Origin of the sequence: Streptomyces pristinaespiralis (assembly GCF_001278075.1) — a bacterium.
Taxonomy (GTDB): domain Bacteria; phylum Actinomycetota; class Actinomycetes; order Streptomycetales; family Streptomycetaceae; genus Streptomyces; species Streptomyces pristinaespiralis.
The window spans coordinates 1,496,083-1,509,554 of record NZ_CP011340.1; the positions used below are offsets into that span (position 1 = coordinate 1,496,083).

The window sequence follows — 13,472 nt, forward strand, 5'->3', positions numbered from 1 at the left end:
CCGGCGTCGGGGGCTGCGCGGGTGGGGTCGTCCCACAGCAGAGTGAGGGCCCGCCCGCAGTGATCGGGGTCCTGTCCCCTCGTACGCGCGTCGATGCGCAGCTTCTTCACCAGCCTTGGCAGGTCGGAGAGCGGCTGCCCCGACATCTGCTGTGCGACCGAGCGCTGGAAGCGGTCACCGGCGCACATCCCGCCGGGCCGCCCGCCGCCCGGCGGGGTGCCGGCCCCCGGTGTCTCGTTCCTTCCCCGGAGTGTTCCGGGCACGAGGTCCGGGGCCAGATGGCGGCGGGGACACCCGCGTACAGTGCGGCCTCCAACGCCAGCTTCGCCGTCCCGCTGTCGGGCTGGTAGGAGATCCCCAGGACCGACAGGGACTCGGTGCTCATGAGGGTCGCGAACATCTCGCCGATGTCGCTGTCGTCGTGGCAGTCGACCCAGTCGACGATCGCGACGTCCTCGTGCGCCCCGGACTGGAGGCGTCTCCACCGGCTCACCCAGTTCCCGTGGGTCACCGGCGCCCGGTCCGACGCGCGCAGCACGACGACGAACATGGTTCCCAGCGGGGCCCAGGCATTGCCGAGATCCCATTCGTCCACCATCGCCTTGGCCAGCAGCGGAGTCGGCAGAGCGAATTCGATCACCAGGTTCTCTGCGTACTCCCGCATCTGCGCCACCGTCTGCGGCAGCATCTTGCGCACGTGGTCGCGCGCCTGACTGAACGTCAGTCCGGTGTCGAGACAGAGGACAGGCACGGACTCGCCGCTCGTGTCGGTGCGCTTCCACATGCTGAGCAGGTAGCGACGCCGGTTGGACCCGAGCGGGGACAGCCGGACCTCGATGGACGAGTAGCGGGGTCCCCGCACCGGCTGCGAACCGACGGTCTCCTCGGGGGGTGTGTAGGGCTGCCCCAGCCGTGACGCGATGGCGGCGGGCAGGTCCCGGATCCGGTCGGGGACCCCCGTCGTCCCCGCCGGGTCGATCCGTCCCTGGTGGCCGCGGGACCCACGGGCCTGCTCGGCCCTGACCAGTTCGACGAGACGCACCAGTGGATGGACCGCTCCCAGTTGGGCGGGCTGCGCATCGGCGCATTCACGGACCAGCGCCGTGAAGTCCTCCAGAGGCTTGTCCGGTGCACGACCGAGTCTGCCGACCGCCTGCCAGTACAGCGCGTTGGGGTCCATGCCCAGCCCGGCGGCGGCAGCCACCAGTTCGCGGCGTTCCGCGTGCGACAGCAGCCGGCGATGAGCGGACTCGTGCCGCAGCTCTGTGACCAGGTCCCACAAGTGGTCGTCCGGCCGGTCCGCGTGCTGGTTGTCGGCCCACACGTCGGGGAAGCGATCGCGGACGGCGGAGGCGGGCAGCGCGAGCCCGCCCAGGTCCCAGCCGTCCTTGCGTGTTGTCGTGACCAGCCCCACGACCCGCCCCAACGTCGGGTCCAGCAAAGGCCCTCCGGACATTCCCGGGGCCAGCTCCCCGCCCTTGACCTTCAGCATCTCGTGGCCGTCATATGTGTGCGGTGATTCGAACTCGACGGTTGCACCGCCCAGTTGGGGACTGCCGCGTTCGTACACGGCACTGAAGCCCGCGGCGTAGAGCCGGCTCCCGAGCGCGGGGACGGCATCCGACAAAGGTAGCCACGAGTGGCCCCGCGGCGGTTCCGGCAACGTGATCACGGCAAGGTCCGGGTAGCGCCAGAGGCGCTCACCTTGGTGCTCGGCCGGCTCTGCCCGCACCGTCCCGTCGTAGTACCCGCCCGCCCACTGCACCCGGACACGGTCGGCGGTGCGGACGGAGCCCGAGCCGGCGCCCGCCGGGCTCACGACATGGGCGCAGGTGAGCACACGTCCCGGCGCGGCCAGGAACCCTGTTCCGCCACGAATACCGTCGCCGCGCACGCGGACGACGAACTGCCCTACGAGGGTGAGGAACGATCCCAAGGCGTCCAAGTGCGTTCACTGCCCGGCCGTGGGTGCGTCCTTGTGCCATTCGAGACGCACACGGATGGTTGCCTTCGCTTCCGAGTCGACCAGCAGACACACCATGCGTGAGCCCTTGAGCGCCATTTCGAAACCGAGCTCGACCTCGGCCACATCCGGTGCCGCCGCTTCGAGCGCGCGGTGGACTTCTGCGGCGACACCGCGGATCGTGCTGCTGACCGCGGAGAAACTCAATGCCTCGCGCAACCCGACGTTGGCCGGCCCCTCGTCGAAGTCCTCTGCTGCCGTGTCGCCGTGAACCTGGCCCGCCCTGACCAGTACCGTGCCTCCGCCGGGCAGGTCCAGTTCGACGATCTCGGCATCCTTCACTGATCTCCCCCTCGACACAGCGGGCCACCGGAGCAGGTGGTCGTCCGGATGATTGTGGCGCATGGAGGTCGACCGAGTGGGCCGGTTGGCCGGATACGGGAGGGCGGCGCCGGCCGCCCGGCGTCGCGGCCGACGGGCGGTGGAGGACCGGTGGACGGTGGGCGACCGGTGGACGGGCGCGGACGCTTCCGGCCCGCGCGAGGACGGGCGGGTTAGCCTCTGCCGCATGTACGACCCCACCCAGCTCCGCACCTTCCTGGCCGTGGCCCAGACGCTGAACTTCACCCAGGCCGCGCGCCGGCTGGGGCTGCGCCAGTCGACGGTCAGCCAGCATGTGCGCCGGCTGGAGGACGCCACCGGCCGTCCGCTGTTCAGCCGGGACACCCACAGCGTGGAACTGACGGAGGACGGCGAGGCCATGCTCGGCTTCGCCCGCACGATCCTCCAGGCACAGGAGCGCGCCGCCGCCTACTTCACGGGCACCCGGCTCCGCGGGCGGCTGCGGTTCGGCGCGTCGGAGGACTTCGTACTGACCCGGCTGCCGGAGATCCTCGAGGCGTTCCGCCGCGACCATCCCGAGGTGGACCTCGAACTCACCGTGGAGCTGTCGGGCACCCTGCACAAGCGGCTGGAGGCGGGCCGGCTGGACCTGGTGCTCGCCAAGCGGGGCCCCGGCGCCACCCACGGCGAGCTGGTCTGGCGGGACCGCATGGTGTGGATCTCGGCCGAGGGGCTGCGGGTGGATCCGGAGCGCCCGTTGCCGCTGATCCTCTTCCCGCCGCCGGCCGTCACCCGGGCGCGCGCCCTGGAGGTGCTCGAACAGTCGGGCCGGTCCTGGCGCATCGCCTGCACGAGCGGCAGCCTCAGCGGGCTGGTGGCCGCCGCCCGCGCCGGTCTGGGCGTGATGGCCCACACCCGCGGCCTGATCCCGCCCGGGCTCGTGACGGTGCCGGACCGGGCGGGGCTGCCCGAGCTGGGCACCGTCGACTTCGTGCTTCTCCAGGGTCGTCGCAGGGACGCCGCCAAGGAGGCCGCCGAGGCGCTGGCGGCCTCGCTGCTGGCGGCGGGCGACCGGCTGCACGGTCCCGTGCCCGGCTGACCACGGCGGCGGCCCCGGCGAAGGACCGAGGTGCACCGCAAACGCGACGGAAGCGTTCCCTCCGGTACGGACCGGGACAGCCGCCCGTAGAGCGGCGGTGATCACGCCGTACAGATTCCGTGGAGATTGGGGGCCGCACTCCTTACCGACGGGTCAGTATTCCGCTCCCGTGCGGTCGTCCGCTCCCCGCTCACCACCGCTGACCTGTGTCTACGTCTTTTGTCCACAGTGGACGAGGACCCTCCCGCCCGATGAAATCGTGGGGTACGGTCACGGCGCTGTGCGGAGCGCCACAAGGAGCAGCCATTGCGCGAGTTCACTGTCCCACCCCTGGCCGCGGCGCCTCAGGTCGGCGGACTTGCGGACGCGGTCTTCGACCATGCCTTCGACGACCCCGACCACGTCGCGCTCGGCCGCAAGGACAGTGAGGGCCGCTGGCAGGACGTGACGTCGGCGCAGTTCCGCGACGAGGTGCTGGCCCTCGCCAAGGGGCTGCTCGCGCACGGCGTCCGGTTCGGCGACCGGGTCGCCCTGATGTGCCGGACGCGCTACGAGTGGACGCTGTTCGACTTCGCGCTGTGGACCGTCGGCGCCCAGTCCGTGCCGTTGTACCCGACGTCGTCCGCCGAGCAGGTCTTCTGGATGCTGCACGACTCCGAGGTCTCCGCGTGCATGGTCGAGTACGAGGACCACGCCATGACGATCGGTTCGGTGATCGACCGGCTGCCGCTGATGAAGCGGCTGTGGCAGCTGGACGCGGGCGCGGTGGAGGAACTGGTCGCGGCGGGCGCGCACATCGACGACGACGTGGTGCACCGGCACCGGCGTGCGGTGACGCCCGACTCGGTGGCGACGATCATCTACACGTCGGGCACCACGGGCCGTCCCAAGGGCTGCGTGATCACCCACTCGAACTTCATGTTCGAGGCGGACACGATGATCGGCCGGTGGGAGCCGGTGTTCCACTCCAAGGCGGGCGACGAGGCCTCCACCCTGCTGTTCCTGCCGCTGTCGCACGTCTTCGGCCGGATGGTCGAGGTGGCCGCGATCCGCGGGCGGGTCAAACTGGGCCACCAGCCGGTGCTCCAGGCGAGCGCGCTGCTGCCCGACCTGGCCGCCTTCCGGCCCTCGTTCATCCTGGCCGTCCCGTACATCTTCGAGAAGGTCTTCAACGCCGCCCGCCGCAAGGCGGAGAGCGCCGGCAAGGCGGGGGCCTTCGACAAGGCGGTCGAGGTGGCCGTGAAGTACGCGGAGGCTCTGGAGCACCGGGCCTTCGGGCTCGGCCCGGGCCCCTCGGCCGGTCTGCGGATGCAGCATCAGCTCTTCGAGAAGCTGGTGTACGGGAAGGTCCGCGACGCGATGGGCGGCCGGGTGCGCCACGCGATGTCCGGCGGCTCCGGCATGGACCGGCGGCTCGGTCTGTTCTTCGAGGGTGCGGGGGTCACGATCTTCGAGGGCTACGGGCTCACCGAGTCGACGGCCGCCGCCACCGCGAACCCGCCGGAGCGCACCCGTTACGGCACCGTGGGCCTGCCCATCCCCGGTACGACCGTGCACATCGCGGAGGACGGCGAGGTGTGGCTGCACGGGGGGAACATCTTCCAGGGGTACCTGGGCGACCCGAAGGCCACCGACGCCGTGCTGCACGACGGCTGGCTCGCCACCGGCGACCTGGGCGCGCTCGACGAGGACGGCTATCTGACCATCACCGGGCGGAAGAAGGAGATCCTGGTGACCTCCGGCGGCAAGAGCGTCTCGCCCGCCGGCCTGGAGGAACGGGTGCGCGCGCACCCCCTGGTGGCGCAGTGCATCGTCGTCGGCAACGACCGGCCCTACATCGCGGCGCTCGTGACCCTGGACCAGGAGGCGGTCGAGCACTGGCTGGCCATCCAGGGCAGGCCGCTGCTGCCGCCCGCCGAGATGGTGCGCGACCCGGACCTGGAGATGGAGATCCGCCGCGCGGTGGTCGCCGCGAACACCCTGGTCTCCAAGTCCGAGTCGATCCGTACGTTCCGGATCCTGGCGCATCCCTTCAGCGAGGAGCACGGGCTGCTGACGCCGTCGCTGAAGCTGAAGCGGAAGGCGATCGAGAACGCCTACTCCGCCGAGGTGGACGCCCTCTACGGCTGAGCGGGCCTCAGACGAGCTGGTAGGCCCGCATACGGGTGAGCAGCATGTGGCAGTTCTGCAGGGAGCCCGAGGTGTCGCCGAGCGAGCGGTAGATGCCCCACTTGGGGCGCACCCGGTCGGCGAGGAAGGTGTCGACGCCCGACCTCGACGTGTCGATCACCGTGGCGCCGCCGCTCTTGAGGATCCAGCGGACGGTGCCGGACGTGCCGTCGCCGATCTTCATCCGGAGGTCGACGTCGGTCCACCTGTCGTGGAGGGGCCCGAGGTCGGTACGGCCCACGAGGACGTCACCGGTGAACACCTTGAGCTCGATGGTCTGCACGCCGCCGACGCGCCGCAGCGACTGGACGACGATCGGCGAGGTGCCGGTGCCCGGCTGCTTCATCTGCATGATGTGGGTGAAGGTGGTGGTCGCCTTGAGGGAGCTGGGCAGGAACATCGAGTAGGTGATCCGCCAGGTCTGTCCGGACGTCCAGCGCAGGTAGGAGTCGCCGTCGCGGCAGCCGGTGACCTCCTGGCGCTGCCGGTCGGTACTCGTGTCGCGGTCGACCGTGTGCATGGTGAAGCGGAAGTTGTCGCCCTCGGTGCGGATGTGGGGCGCGCCGGACGGGTGGGAGCCGGCGCGGTCGTCCTCGATCGTCTCGAAGGCCCGGAGGCCGTCGCGGCTCGCGGAGGGCGACCAGCGCAGTTGCCAGGAGGCGGCGCTCGCAGGGGTCGCGGGCAGTCCGGCCGCGACCGCGCCGCCGAGTGCCGCGCCGAGCACCGCCCTGCGGGATGCGTTCATGTGGATGGTCCTTCCGTTCGGGAGAGGTGGCCGGGAACGGCCGGCAGCACGCTCTCCTCCCTGGTCCTCCATGGCGTGGACCTGCCTTCCTGAGGGGTGGGGGGTCAGGAGTGCCGCTGGACCGGGCACATCGAAACGGAGTTCATGTCGATGTGCATCGTTCAGGCATGTGAAGGAGAGTCCCGCGTCGACGTGCTGCGGTCAACGGTCCGGACCGAGGAGGACGGAGCGGTATCGCGCCAACTTCGAAGGCGGGAATGCGTCCACGGGGATGATCGTTGACCATGGGAGTACCCAACCGACGACGTAAGGATCGACCGCTCGTGAGCAAGGTCCCCTTCATCACCCTCAACAACGGCGTCGCGATGCCGCAACTCGGCTTCGGTGTCTGGCAGGTGCCCGACGACGAAGCGGCGCAGACGGTCACCACCGCCCTGGAGGCGGGCTACCGCAGCATCGACACCGCCGCCATCTACGGGAACGAAGCGGGCACCGGCAAGGCCGTCACCGGCTCCGGGATCGCCCGCGAGGAGCTGTTCGTCACCACCAAGCTGTGGAACTCCGAGCAGGGGTACGACTCGACCCTGCGCGCCTTCGACGCCTCGCTCGGCAAGCTCGGCCTCGACTACGTCGACCTGTACCTCATCCACTGGCCGATGCCGGCCGAGGGCACCTTCGTGGACACGTACAAGGCCTTCGAGAAGATCCTCGCCGACGGCCGCGCCAAGAGCATCGGCGTGTCCAATTTCCGTACGGAGGACCTCGAGCGTCTCATCGGCGAGACGTCCGTCGTCCCCGCGGTGAACCAGGTCGAGCTCCACCCGCAGCTCCAGCAGTCCGAGCTCAAGGAATTCCACGCGAAGCACGGCATCGCCACCGAGGCGTGGTCCCCGCTCGGCCAGGGCAAGGACCTCCTCCAGGCGCCCACGGTCGTCGCGGTCGCCCGCAAGCACGACCGCACACCCGCCCAGGTGGTGCTGCGCTGGCACCTCCAGGTGGGGAACGTGGTCATCCCCAAGTCCGTGACCCCGTCCCGGATCCAGGAGAACATCGACGTGTTCGACTTCGAGCTCGACGCCGACGACCTGGCGGCGTTCACCGCCCTGGACGAGGGCCGGCGGCTCGGTCCGGACCCGGCGGACGTCAACTCCTGAGCGGCCCGCGCGCGCGGGCACGAGGAGACTTCGGGAGCGGTGGACGGCGGGCCGGGGAACCGGCCCGCCGTTCGCTGTCGAACGGCGGGACACGTTCATGACGGCCCGTTGTCGGTGGCGGGTGCGACGATGATCCCCGCCTCCCACCCGGAGGCGCCGGACGGGAGGCGGGGAGCGTGAACGGGCCACTTGAGCCAGGGGTCTACCTGGTGCGCAACGTCGGCAGCGGACTGCTGCTGGAGGTGTTCGGGGGACGCCGCGGCAGCGGGGTCAACGTCCAGCAGGGCAAGGAGAACGGCTCGCCCGCCCAGCAGTGGCGTATCGAGCCCGTGCTGGGCGGCAACGGCCTGTACCACTTCGTCAACGTGGCGGGCGGCAAACGCCTCGACGTGGCGAACGCCTCCACGGAGAACGGCGCCAACGTCCAGCAGTGGAGGGCGAACAACTTCGGCGCCCAGGAGTGGATCGTCGAACAGCACCTCGACTCGCCGGGCACGGTGACGATCGTCAGCTTCATCAGCGGACTGCTGCTGGAGGTGGCCGGCGGCTCGGTCGAGGACGGGGCGAACGTCCAGCAGTGGGAGGACACCGACTCCCCCGGCCAGTGGTGGCGGTTGGAGCCGGTGCACTCCTGACAGGCCGGCCCCGGGCCGGCCGCATCGCGGCGCCCGGGCCGGCCTTCGTGTCCCGCGCCCGGCTCAGTCCTTGCGGGCCGAGTACACGGTGCGCGCGGCGAGCATGTACGCGTCGGGCCGCCGCAGCAGCCCCTGCGGGTCCTCCGGGTCCAGCAGCCGGTCCAGGATCGCGATGTCCTCGTCCGGCAGCAGGCCCTCCACCATCCGGCGCTGCCACGCGAAGGCGGACACCAGCTGCTCGCGCACCGCCGCCGGCGCGGGCGCCGGGATGTCGAGGAGGAACGAGCGCGTACCGCTCGGCGTCAGCCCCGACGCGGCGAGCAGTGCCCGCCAGTCCTCGACCTCGTCCTTCACCCCGGGCAGCTCCGCCCGCATCCGTACGAACCACTCGTCGACGGCGGCACCGAGACGGCTCTCCAGGCCGGGCCTGCCGATCCCGATGTCGCGCGGCAGGTGGCGGGCCGGCAGCCCGCCCTCGACGACGGCGACCAGGCCGCCGGGCCGCACCAGGCGGGCCAGCGCCCCGAGTGCGGCGCGCTGGTCGCCCAGGTGGTGCACGGAGCCCGCCGCCCAGACGAGGTCGGCCTCCCCCAGCTCCTCGATGCCGTCGGGCAGTTCGGCGTGGTGCGTACGGACGCGGTCGGCCTGGCCGTGGCGGGCGGCGCGCGCCTGCGCCCGTTCCAGCAGCGGCGCGGTGGCGTCCACGGCGACGACCTCGGCGTAGGGGAAGGCCTCCGCCAGCAGCCCGGTGATCACGCCGGGACCGCTGCCGATGTCGAGTACGCGCCGGACGCCGCCGGCCGGCACCAGCTCGCGCAGCCAGTCCGCCGTCTGCCGGTACAGGGGGCTCTGCAGCTCGGCGCCCCGCTCCAGCAGGAGCGCGTGCTCGTCCCAGTCGATGTGTGTGGAGTCGTGGTGATGGCTCATGGCCACAGAGTGGACCGGGATCTGCGCTTACGGCGAGCTTTGTTGCCGTTCCGGCAAAGCACCACCCGTTCGGTGCTCCTGCGGGCTGATGCCCCGTACCCGCTTGAAGGCGGCGCTCAAGGCGAAGGATCCGCTGTAGCCGACCTTCCTGGCCACGGCCTCCACCGTCGCGTCGCTCTCGCGCAGCAGGTCGGCGGCGAGCGCGAGCCGCCAGCCGGTGAGGTACGCCATCGGCGGCTCGCCGACGAGGTCGTTGAAGCGCCGGGCGAGCGCCGCCCGGGAGACCCCGCACTCGGTGGCCAGCGACGCGACGGTCCAGGGCCGGGCCGGGCCGTCCTGGATCAGCCTCAGTGCCTGCCCGACCACGGGGTCGCCCATGGCCCGGTACCAGGCGGGGGCCTCCGCGTCCGGCCGGGAGAACCAGGTGCGCAGCACGGCGATCAGCAGCAGGTCCAGCACCCGGTCGAGCACCACGCTCTGGCCGGGGTCGTCGCGGGCGATCTCCTCGTCGAGCACCGTCATCAGCGGGTGGTTCCACACCTCGGCCGACAGGTGCAGCAGCGGCGGCAGCGCGTCCAGCAGCCGGCCGCTGACCTCGCCCTTCATCTGGTAGGTGCCGATCAGCACGGACGTCGAGCCGTCGGGCGCGTTGCCCCAGGTCCGTACGCCGAGCCGCATGGCCTGGGCGAGCGGTTCACCCTGGAGGGTGTGGCAGGTGCCGCCCGGGCCGATCCTCGCCTGCGGTTCCGCACCGGGTGCGTGGGAGACCGTGTACGGCTCCGGTCCGCGGGCGATCGCCACGTCGCCGGGCCGCAGCAGAACCGGTTCGCCGGAGGCCGGGGCGATCCACGACTCCCCCTGCGTGACGCACATGAGGCACAGCGGGGCCTCGTCGTCGATGTGCACGGACCACGGCGGCTCCATCACCATGCGCAGCAGAAAAGCCCCCCTGGCCCGCGGCCCGTCCAGAAGTCCGGCGAGAGCGTCCATGGCCACCAGCCTAGACGGACGCGTATGCCGGCACGGCTGCGACACCTGCTGACGACACCCGACGACGGCCTGCCCGGACCGCCCGCGCGTCAGCCTTCCTTGCGGAACGCGCGCAGGGTGTACGAGGGATCGGGGCGCCGGGTGTCCTGGCCCGGCAGCAGGGCCAGTCGCCCGGCGAGCGCGCGGGCCGTCGCGCCGTGCGGGTCGGTGAACCAGGAGCGGAAGCGTCCCGCCGACAGCGCGGTGGCGGCACCGCGGGGTGTGCGGCCCTGGCCGTGTCCGGTGAACTCCGCGCCGCCCGTGGGCCGCAGGCCGTGCGCCGCGGCGTACCGCTCGATCCTGTCGGCGCGGTCGGAGGCGGCGGCGAACGAGCGGTGCGGGCGCAGGACGGTGTCGATGTCGCTGTCCACGTCGTGGCCGGCGTCCTTGTCGACGGTCGTGACGAACACCCCGCCGGGCCTGAGCACCCGGGCGGCCTCCGCGACGGCCGCCTCGGACCGCGGCACGAGATGCAGCAGCCACACGGCGCTGACCGCGTCCACGGCCGCGTCGTGCAGCGGCAGCCTCGTCACGTCTCCGAGGACCACGAAGCCGCCGATGCGGCCCGCGGCCTTGCGGGCCATCCCGTACGAGCCGTCGCAGCCGAGCACGCGCAGACCGGGGCGGCGCAGCCGTTCGGTCACCAGGCCGGTGCCGCAGCCGATGTCGAGCAGCGTGCGCGCCCGGTCCGGCACCAGGCCGAGGACCGCCGCCGCGGCGGCCTCGGCCCTGGGCACGCCGCCGCGGGTGGCGTCGTACGCGTCGGCCTCACGGTCGTAGTCGAGCATGGCCCGATCATGCCGGACAGGCGGTCCGACCGTGCCGCCTTCGCGGCGTGCCCAGGGCCTCTCGTCCGGATCCTGCCGGGCTCGCGCCCGATCCGAACAACGGACCCTAGTCCGCCCCGTGGGCCGGCGCGATCTTCTCGACGCGTTCGGCCAGCCCGAAGTCGCGTTCGGTCAGGGCGTTCACATCGTGCGACTGGACGGTCAGGGCGACCGTGTTGTAGCCGAGGGTGAGGTCGGAGTGGTGGTTCAGCTCTTCCTGGATCTGCGCGATGTGGACGACCAGGGCGGTCGCCGCGAAGTGCGAGTCGAGGCGGTAGGAGCGGGCGATCCTGTCGCCTTCCAGGGACCATCCGGGAAGCTCCCGGAGCCGGTCCTCGATCTCCTTCTGCGACAGCGGCGCGGTGGGCATGGCCAGGATCCTTCCGGCAGGGGGCGGCGGACGGGAACACCATAGATCCGATGCCCGATAAATCGGGTGCCTGCACGGACCACGCTGTGTACGTTCCTCCGAGTGGAACCATTGACCGACAAACAGATCCGTGCCTCCTTCGTGAACTGCACCAAGGGCGAGGCGACGCGTATGCGCCTGCCCGCCGACTTCGCCGAACTTCCCTGGCCCGACCTGGACTTTCTGGGCTGGGTCGATCCGGGCGCACCGCTGAAGGCGCATCTGGTGCTGCCCCGGGAGGAGGGACCGGTCGGCATCACGCTCCGTGTCCCGTCCACCGGGCGGACCAGCGCGGTGAAGTCGAGCATGTGCCAGGCGTGTCTCACCGCCCACGCCTCGTCGGGCGTGACCCTGTTCGCGGCGCCGCTGGCCGGCGCGGCGGGCCGGGAGGGGAACACGGTCGGCACGTACCTCTGCGCCGATCTGGCGTGTTCGCTGTACATCCGCGGCAAGAGGCAGCCGAAGCTGCGCCACGGACGGTACGAGGAGAACCTCACGCTGGAGGAGCAGATCGACCGGACCACCGGCAATCTGTGGGCCTTCGCCGACAAGGTGCTCGGCCTGCGCTGAGCCGCCGGGCGCGCCGGTCCCGGCCGGCAGGATCCGGGCAGGTCCGGCCCCCGGGGGGGGATCAGCGGCCCGCGGCCAGGACCTGTTCGATCGTGTCGGCCTCCGCTGCGGACTTGTCCGGCCGGTGGCGCAGCACCCGGGCGAACCGCAGGGCGACGCCCGCCGGGTAGCGGGTGGACCGCTGGAGCCCGTCGTAGGCGATCTCCACGACCAGTTCCGGCCGGACGCGCACGGTGAAACCGTCGTCCTCGACGGCCAGTTCCCGCAGCATGTCGGTCTGCCGGCGCAGCATCTCGTCGGTGAGGCCCTTGAAGGTCTTCCCGAGCATCACGAAGCCGCCGTCGGCGGAGCGGGCGCCGAGGTGCAGGTTGGAGAGCAGTCCGGTGCGCCGGCCGTGGCCCCGTTCGACGGCCAGGACCACCAGGTCCAGGGTGTGCACCGGCTTGACCTTGAGCCATGAGCGGCCGCGGCGGCCGGCGCTGTACGGCGCGTCCAGCGCCTTGACGAGGACACCCTCGTGCCCGCGGTCGAGGGTCGCGGTGAAGAACTCCTCCGCGGCGGCGACCTGTGCGGGATCGGACGGATCCTCGACGACCGTGCGCCGTACCCGCGTCGGTTCGGGGACGAGCCGGGCGAGGATCCGGTGCCGTTCACGGCCCGGGAGGTCGAGCACCGGCTCCCCGTCGGCGGCGAGGACGTCGAAGTACACGGGATACAGCGGCAACGTGGTGCGGGCGGCCTCGACGTCGAGGCGCGAGCCCACCCGGGAGGCGATGTCCTGGAAGGGGACGGGCCGGCCGTCCGGTGCCATCGCGATGACCTCGCCGTCGAGGATGAACCGGTCGCCCGTCATCTCCCGTGTCCGCTGGGCCACTTCGGGGAGCCGGTCGGTGATGTCGTCGAGGGACCTGGTGAAGATCCGGACATCGGAACCCTCGCGGTGCACCTGCACGCGGATGCCGTCGAGCTTCTCCTCGACCACGCAGGCGGCACCGAGGGTCCCGGCCGCCTCCGTCACGGATTTGGCGCTGTGGGCGAGCATGGGCTGCACGGGGTTGCCGACCCTCAGCCGGAACTCTTCGAGTGCCGCCGGGCCGCCGGCGAGCAGCGCCGCGGCGACACGGGGCAGTGACCCCTCCAGCATGACGGCGCGGCGCACGTCCGCCGACGGGGCCCCCGCGGCCTTCGCGACGGCCTCCAGCGCGACGGCGTCCAGGGCGCCCTGGCGGACCTCGCCGGTGAGGAGCCGTACGAGGAACTCCTGTTCCTCCGCGGTGGCCGCCGACATCAGCCGGTGCACGCGGGTGCGGCGTTCCGCCTGGGCGCCGGGGCCGGAGACCTGGGCGAGCGCCGTGAGCGCGGCGTCGGCCTCGCCGACGGTGAGGGACGGCACGGCGGCGGGCGGCACGGACTCCTTGAGGACGCTCCACCCGATGCCGATGCGGCCCTGGGGCACCCGCCCGGCCAGGTAGGAGATGACCAGGGCGACGTCCTCCGGCAAGGCCTCCGCGAAGAGGTCCGCCAGCGCGGCGATCTTGCGCGAGCGGGCCGAGGTGGCGGCCACCTCACGGGACACTTCGGCGACGCGGGCGAGCAGCATGCG

Annotated in this window: 13 protein-coding genes; 5 read left to right on the forward strand and 8 right to left on the reverse strand. The window is 71.8% G+C overall.

All coding sequences use genetic code 11. The features are described from left to right. Positions 1 to 106: 106 nt before the first annotated feature. Positions 107 to 1,945, reverse strand: a complete 1,839-nt coding sequence (locus SPRI_RS06185) for a VMAP-related conflict system protein (protein ID WP_078951211.1) — start codon at positions 1,943 to 1,945, stop codon at positions 107 to 109. Positions 1,946 to 1,951: 6 nt separating this feature from the next. Then, the gene (locus tag SPRI_RS06190; RefSeq protein ID WP_234020334.1) at positions 1,952 to 2,305 is read right to left on the reverse strand and encodes a CU044_2847 family protein; all 354 of its coding nucleotides are present in this window, start codon (positions 2,303 to 2,305) and stop codon (positions 1,952 to 1,954) included. A gap of 226 nt (positions 2,306 to 2,531) precedes the next feature. Here SPRI_RS06190 and SPRI_RS06195 point away from each other — a divergent pair, with 226 nt between their 5' ends. Both SPRI_RS06195 and SPRI_RS06200 read left to right on the forward strand, forming a co-directional pair. Continuing rightward, on the forward strand, positions 2,532 to 3,404 hold the full coding sequence (locus SPRI_RS06195; RefSeq protein ID WP_005309395.1) for a LysR family transcriptional regulator: 873 nt from the start codon (positions 2,532 to 2,534) through the stop codon (positions 3,402 to 3,404). Positions 3,405 to 3,710: 306 nt separating this feature from the next. Then, positions 3,711 to 5,534, forward strand: a complete 1,824-nt coding sequence (locus SPRI_RS06200; RefSeq protein ID WP_005309397.1) for an AMP-dependent synthetase/ligase — start codon at positions 3,711 to 3,713, stop codon at positions 5,532 to 5,534. A 7-nt stretch (positions 5,535 to 5,541) separates the two neighbouring features. On the opposite strand, the gene SPRI_RS06205 is transcribed toward SPRI_RS06200, so the two are convergent. Continuing rightward, positions 5,542 to 6,318, reverse strand: coding sequence for a hypothetical protein (locus tag SPRI_RS06205; RefSeq protein ID WP_005309399.1), 777 nt, complete (start codon positions 6,316 to 6,318; stop codon positions 5,542 to 5,544). Between the two features lie 323 nt (positions 6,319 to 6,641). On the opposite strand from SPRI_RS06205, the gene SPRI_RS06210 reads away from it, so the two are divergent. Together SPRI_RS06210 and SPRI_RS06215 are read left to right on the forward strand one after the other, a co-directional pair. Further along, positions 6,642 to 7,472, forward strand: a complete 831-nt coding sequence (locus SPRI_RS06210; protein ID WP_005309401.1) for an aldo/keto reductase — start codon at positions 6,642 to 6,644, stop codon at positions 7,470 to 7,472. Positions 7,473 to 7,648: 176 nt separating this feature from the next. Continuing rightward, positions 7,649 to 8,107, forward strand: a complete 459-nt coding sequence (locus SPRI_RS06215; protein ID WP_005309403.1) for an RICIN domain-containing protein — start codon at positions 7,649 to 7,651, stop codon at positions 8,105 to 8,107. A 63-nt stretch (positions 8,108 to 8,170) separates the two neighbouring features. Here the strand turns inward: SPRI_RS06215 and SPRI_RS06220 are convergent, their stop codons facing one another. The 4 genes from SPRI_RS06220 to SPRI_RS06235 form a co-directional block, all read right to left on the reverse strand. Then, complete coding sequence (locus tag SPRI_RS06220) at positions 8,171 to 9,034, reverse strand: class I SAM-dependent methyltransferase (protein WP_037776008.1); 864 nt, start codon at positions 9,032 to 9,034, stop codon at positions 8,171 to 8,173. Positions 9,035 to 9,061: 27 nt separating this feature from the next. Next, positions 9,062 to 10,024, reverse strand: a complete 963-nt coding sequence (locus SPRI_RS06225; protein WP_005309407.1) for an AraC family transcriptional regulator — start codon at positions 10,022 to 10,024, stop codon at positions 9,062 to 9,064. 89 nt (positions 10,025 to 10,113) lie between these two features. Continuing rightward, positions 10,114 to 10,851 carry a class I SAM-dependent methyltransferase gene (locus tag SPRI_RS06230; protein WP_005309409.1) on the reverse strand — a complete coding sequence of 246 codons (738 nt, stop codon included), beginning with the start codon at positions 10,849 to 10,851 and terminating at the stop codon, positions 10,114 to 10,116. A 106-nt stretch (positions 10,852 to 10,957) separates the two neighbouring features. After that, entirely contained in the window at positions 10,958 to 11,260 is a 303-nt protein-coding gene (locus SPRI_RS06235) for a 4a-hydroxytetrahydrobiopterin dehydratase (protein ID WP_005309411.1), read from the reverse strand. A gap of 102 nt (positions 11,261 to 11,362) precedes the next feature. Between SPRI_RS06235 and SPRI_RS06240 the strand changes: the two genes are divergently transcribed. Continuing rightward, positions 11,363 to 11,869, forward strand: coding sequence for an FBP domain-containing protein (locus SPRI_RS06240; protein ID WP_037773270.1), 507 nt, complete (start codon positions 11,363 to 11,365; stop codon positions 11,867 to 11,869). Positions 11,870 to 11,930: 61 nt separating this feature from the next. On the opposite strand, the gene SPRI_RS06245 is transcribed toward SPRI_RS06240, so the two are convergent. Further along, a complete protein-coding gene (locus SPRI_RS06245) occupies positions 11,931 to 13,469 on the reverse strand; it encodes an ATP-dependent DNA ligase (protein WP_037773272.1) in 1,539 nt (512 codons plus the stop codon). Positions 13,470 to 13,472: the final 3 nt, after the last annotated feature.

What these genes read in the sequence shown, in the direction of transcription:
- SPRI_RS06195 (WP_005309395.1), top strand. Translation starts at nt 2,532, where the DNA reads ATGTACGACCCCACCCAGCTCCGCACCTTCCTGGCCGTGGCCCAGACG.
- SPRI_RS06205 (WP_005309399.1), bottom strand. Translation starts at nt 6,318, where the DNA reads ATGAACGCATCCCGCAGGGCGGTGCTCGGCGCGGCACTCGGCGGCGCG.
- SPRI_RS06220 (WP_037776008.1), bottom strand. Translation starts at nt 9,034, where the DNA reads ATGAGCCATCACCACGACTCCACACACATCGACTGGGACGAGCACGCG.
- SPRI_RS06225 (WP_005309407.1), bottom strand. Translation starts at nt 10,024, where the DNA reads ATGGACGCTCTCGCCGGACTTCTGGACGGGCCGCGGGCCAGGGGGGCT.
- SPRI_RS06230 (WP_005309409.1), bottom strand. Translation starts at nt 10,851, where the DNA reads ATGCTCGACTACGACCGTGAGGCCGACGCGTACGACGCCACCCGCGGC.
- SPRI_RS06235 (WP_005309411.1), bottom strand. Translation starts at nt 11,260, where the DNA reads ATGCCCACCGCGCCGCTGTCGCAGAAGGAGATCGAGGACCGGCTCCGG.
- SPRI_RS06245 (WP_037773272.1), bottom strand. Translation starts at nt 13,469, where the DNA reads ATGCTGCTCGCCCGCGTCGCCGAAGTGTCCCGTGAGGTGGCCGCCACC.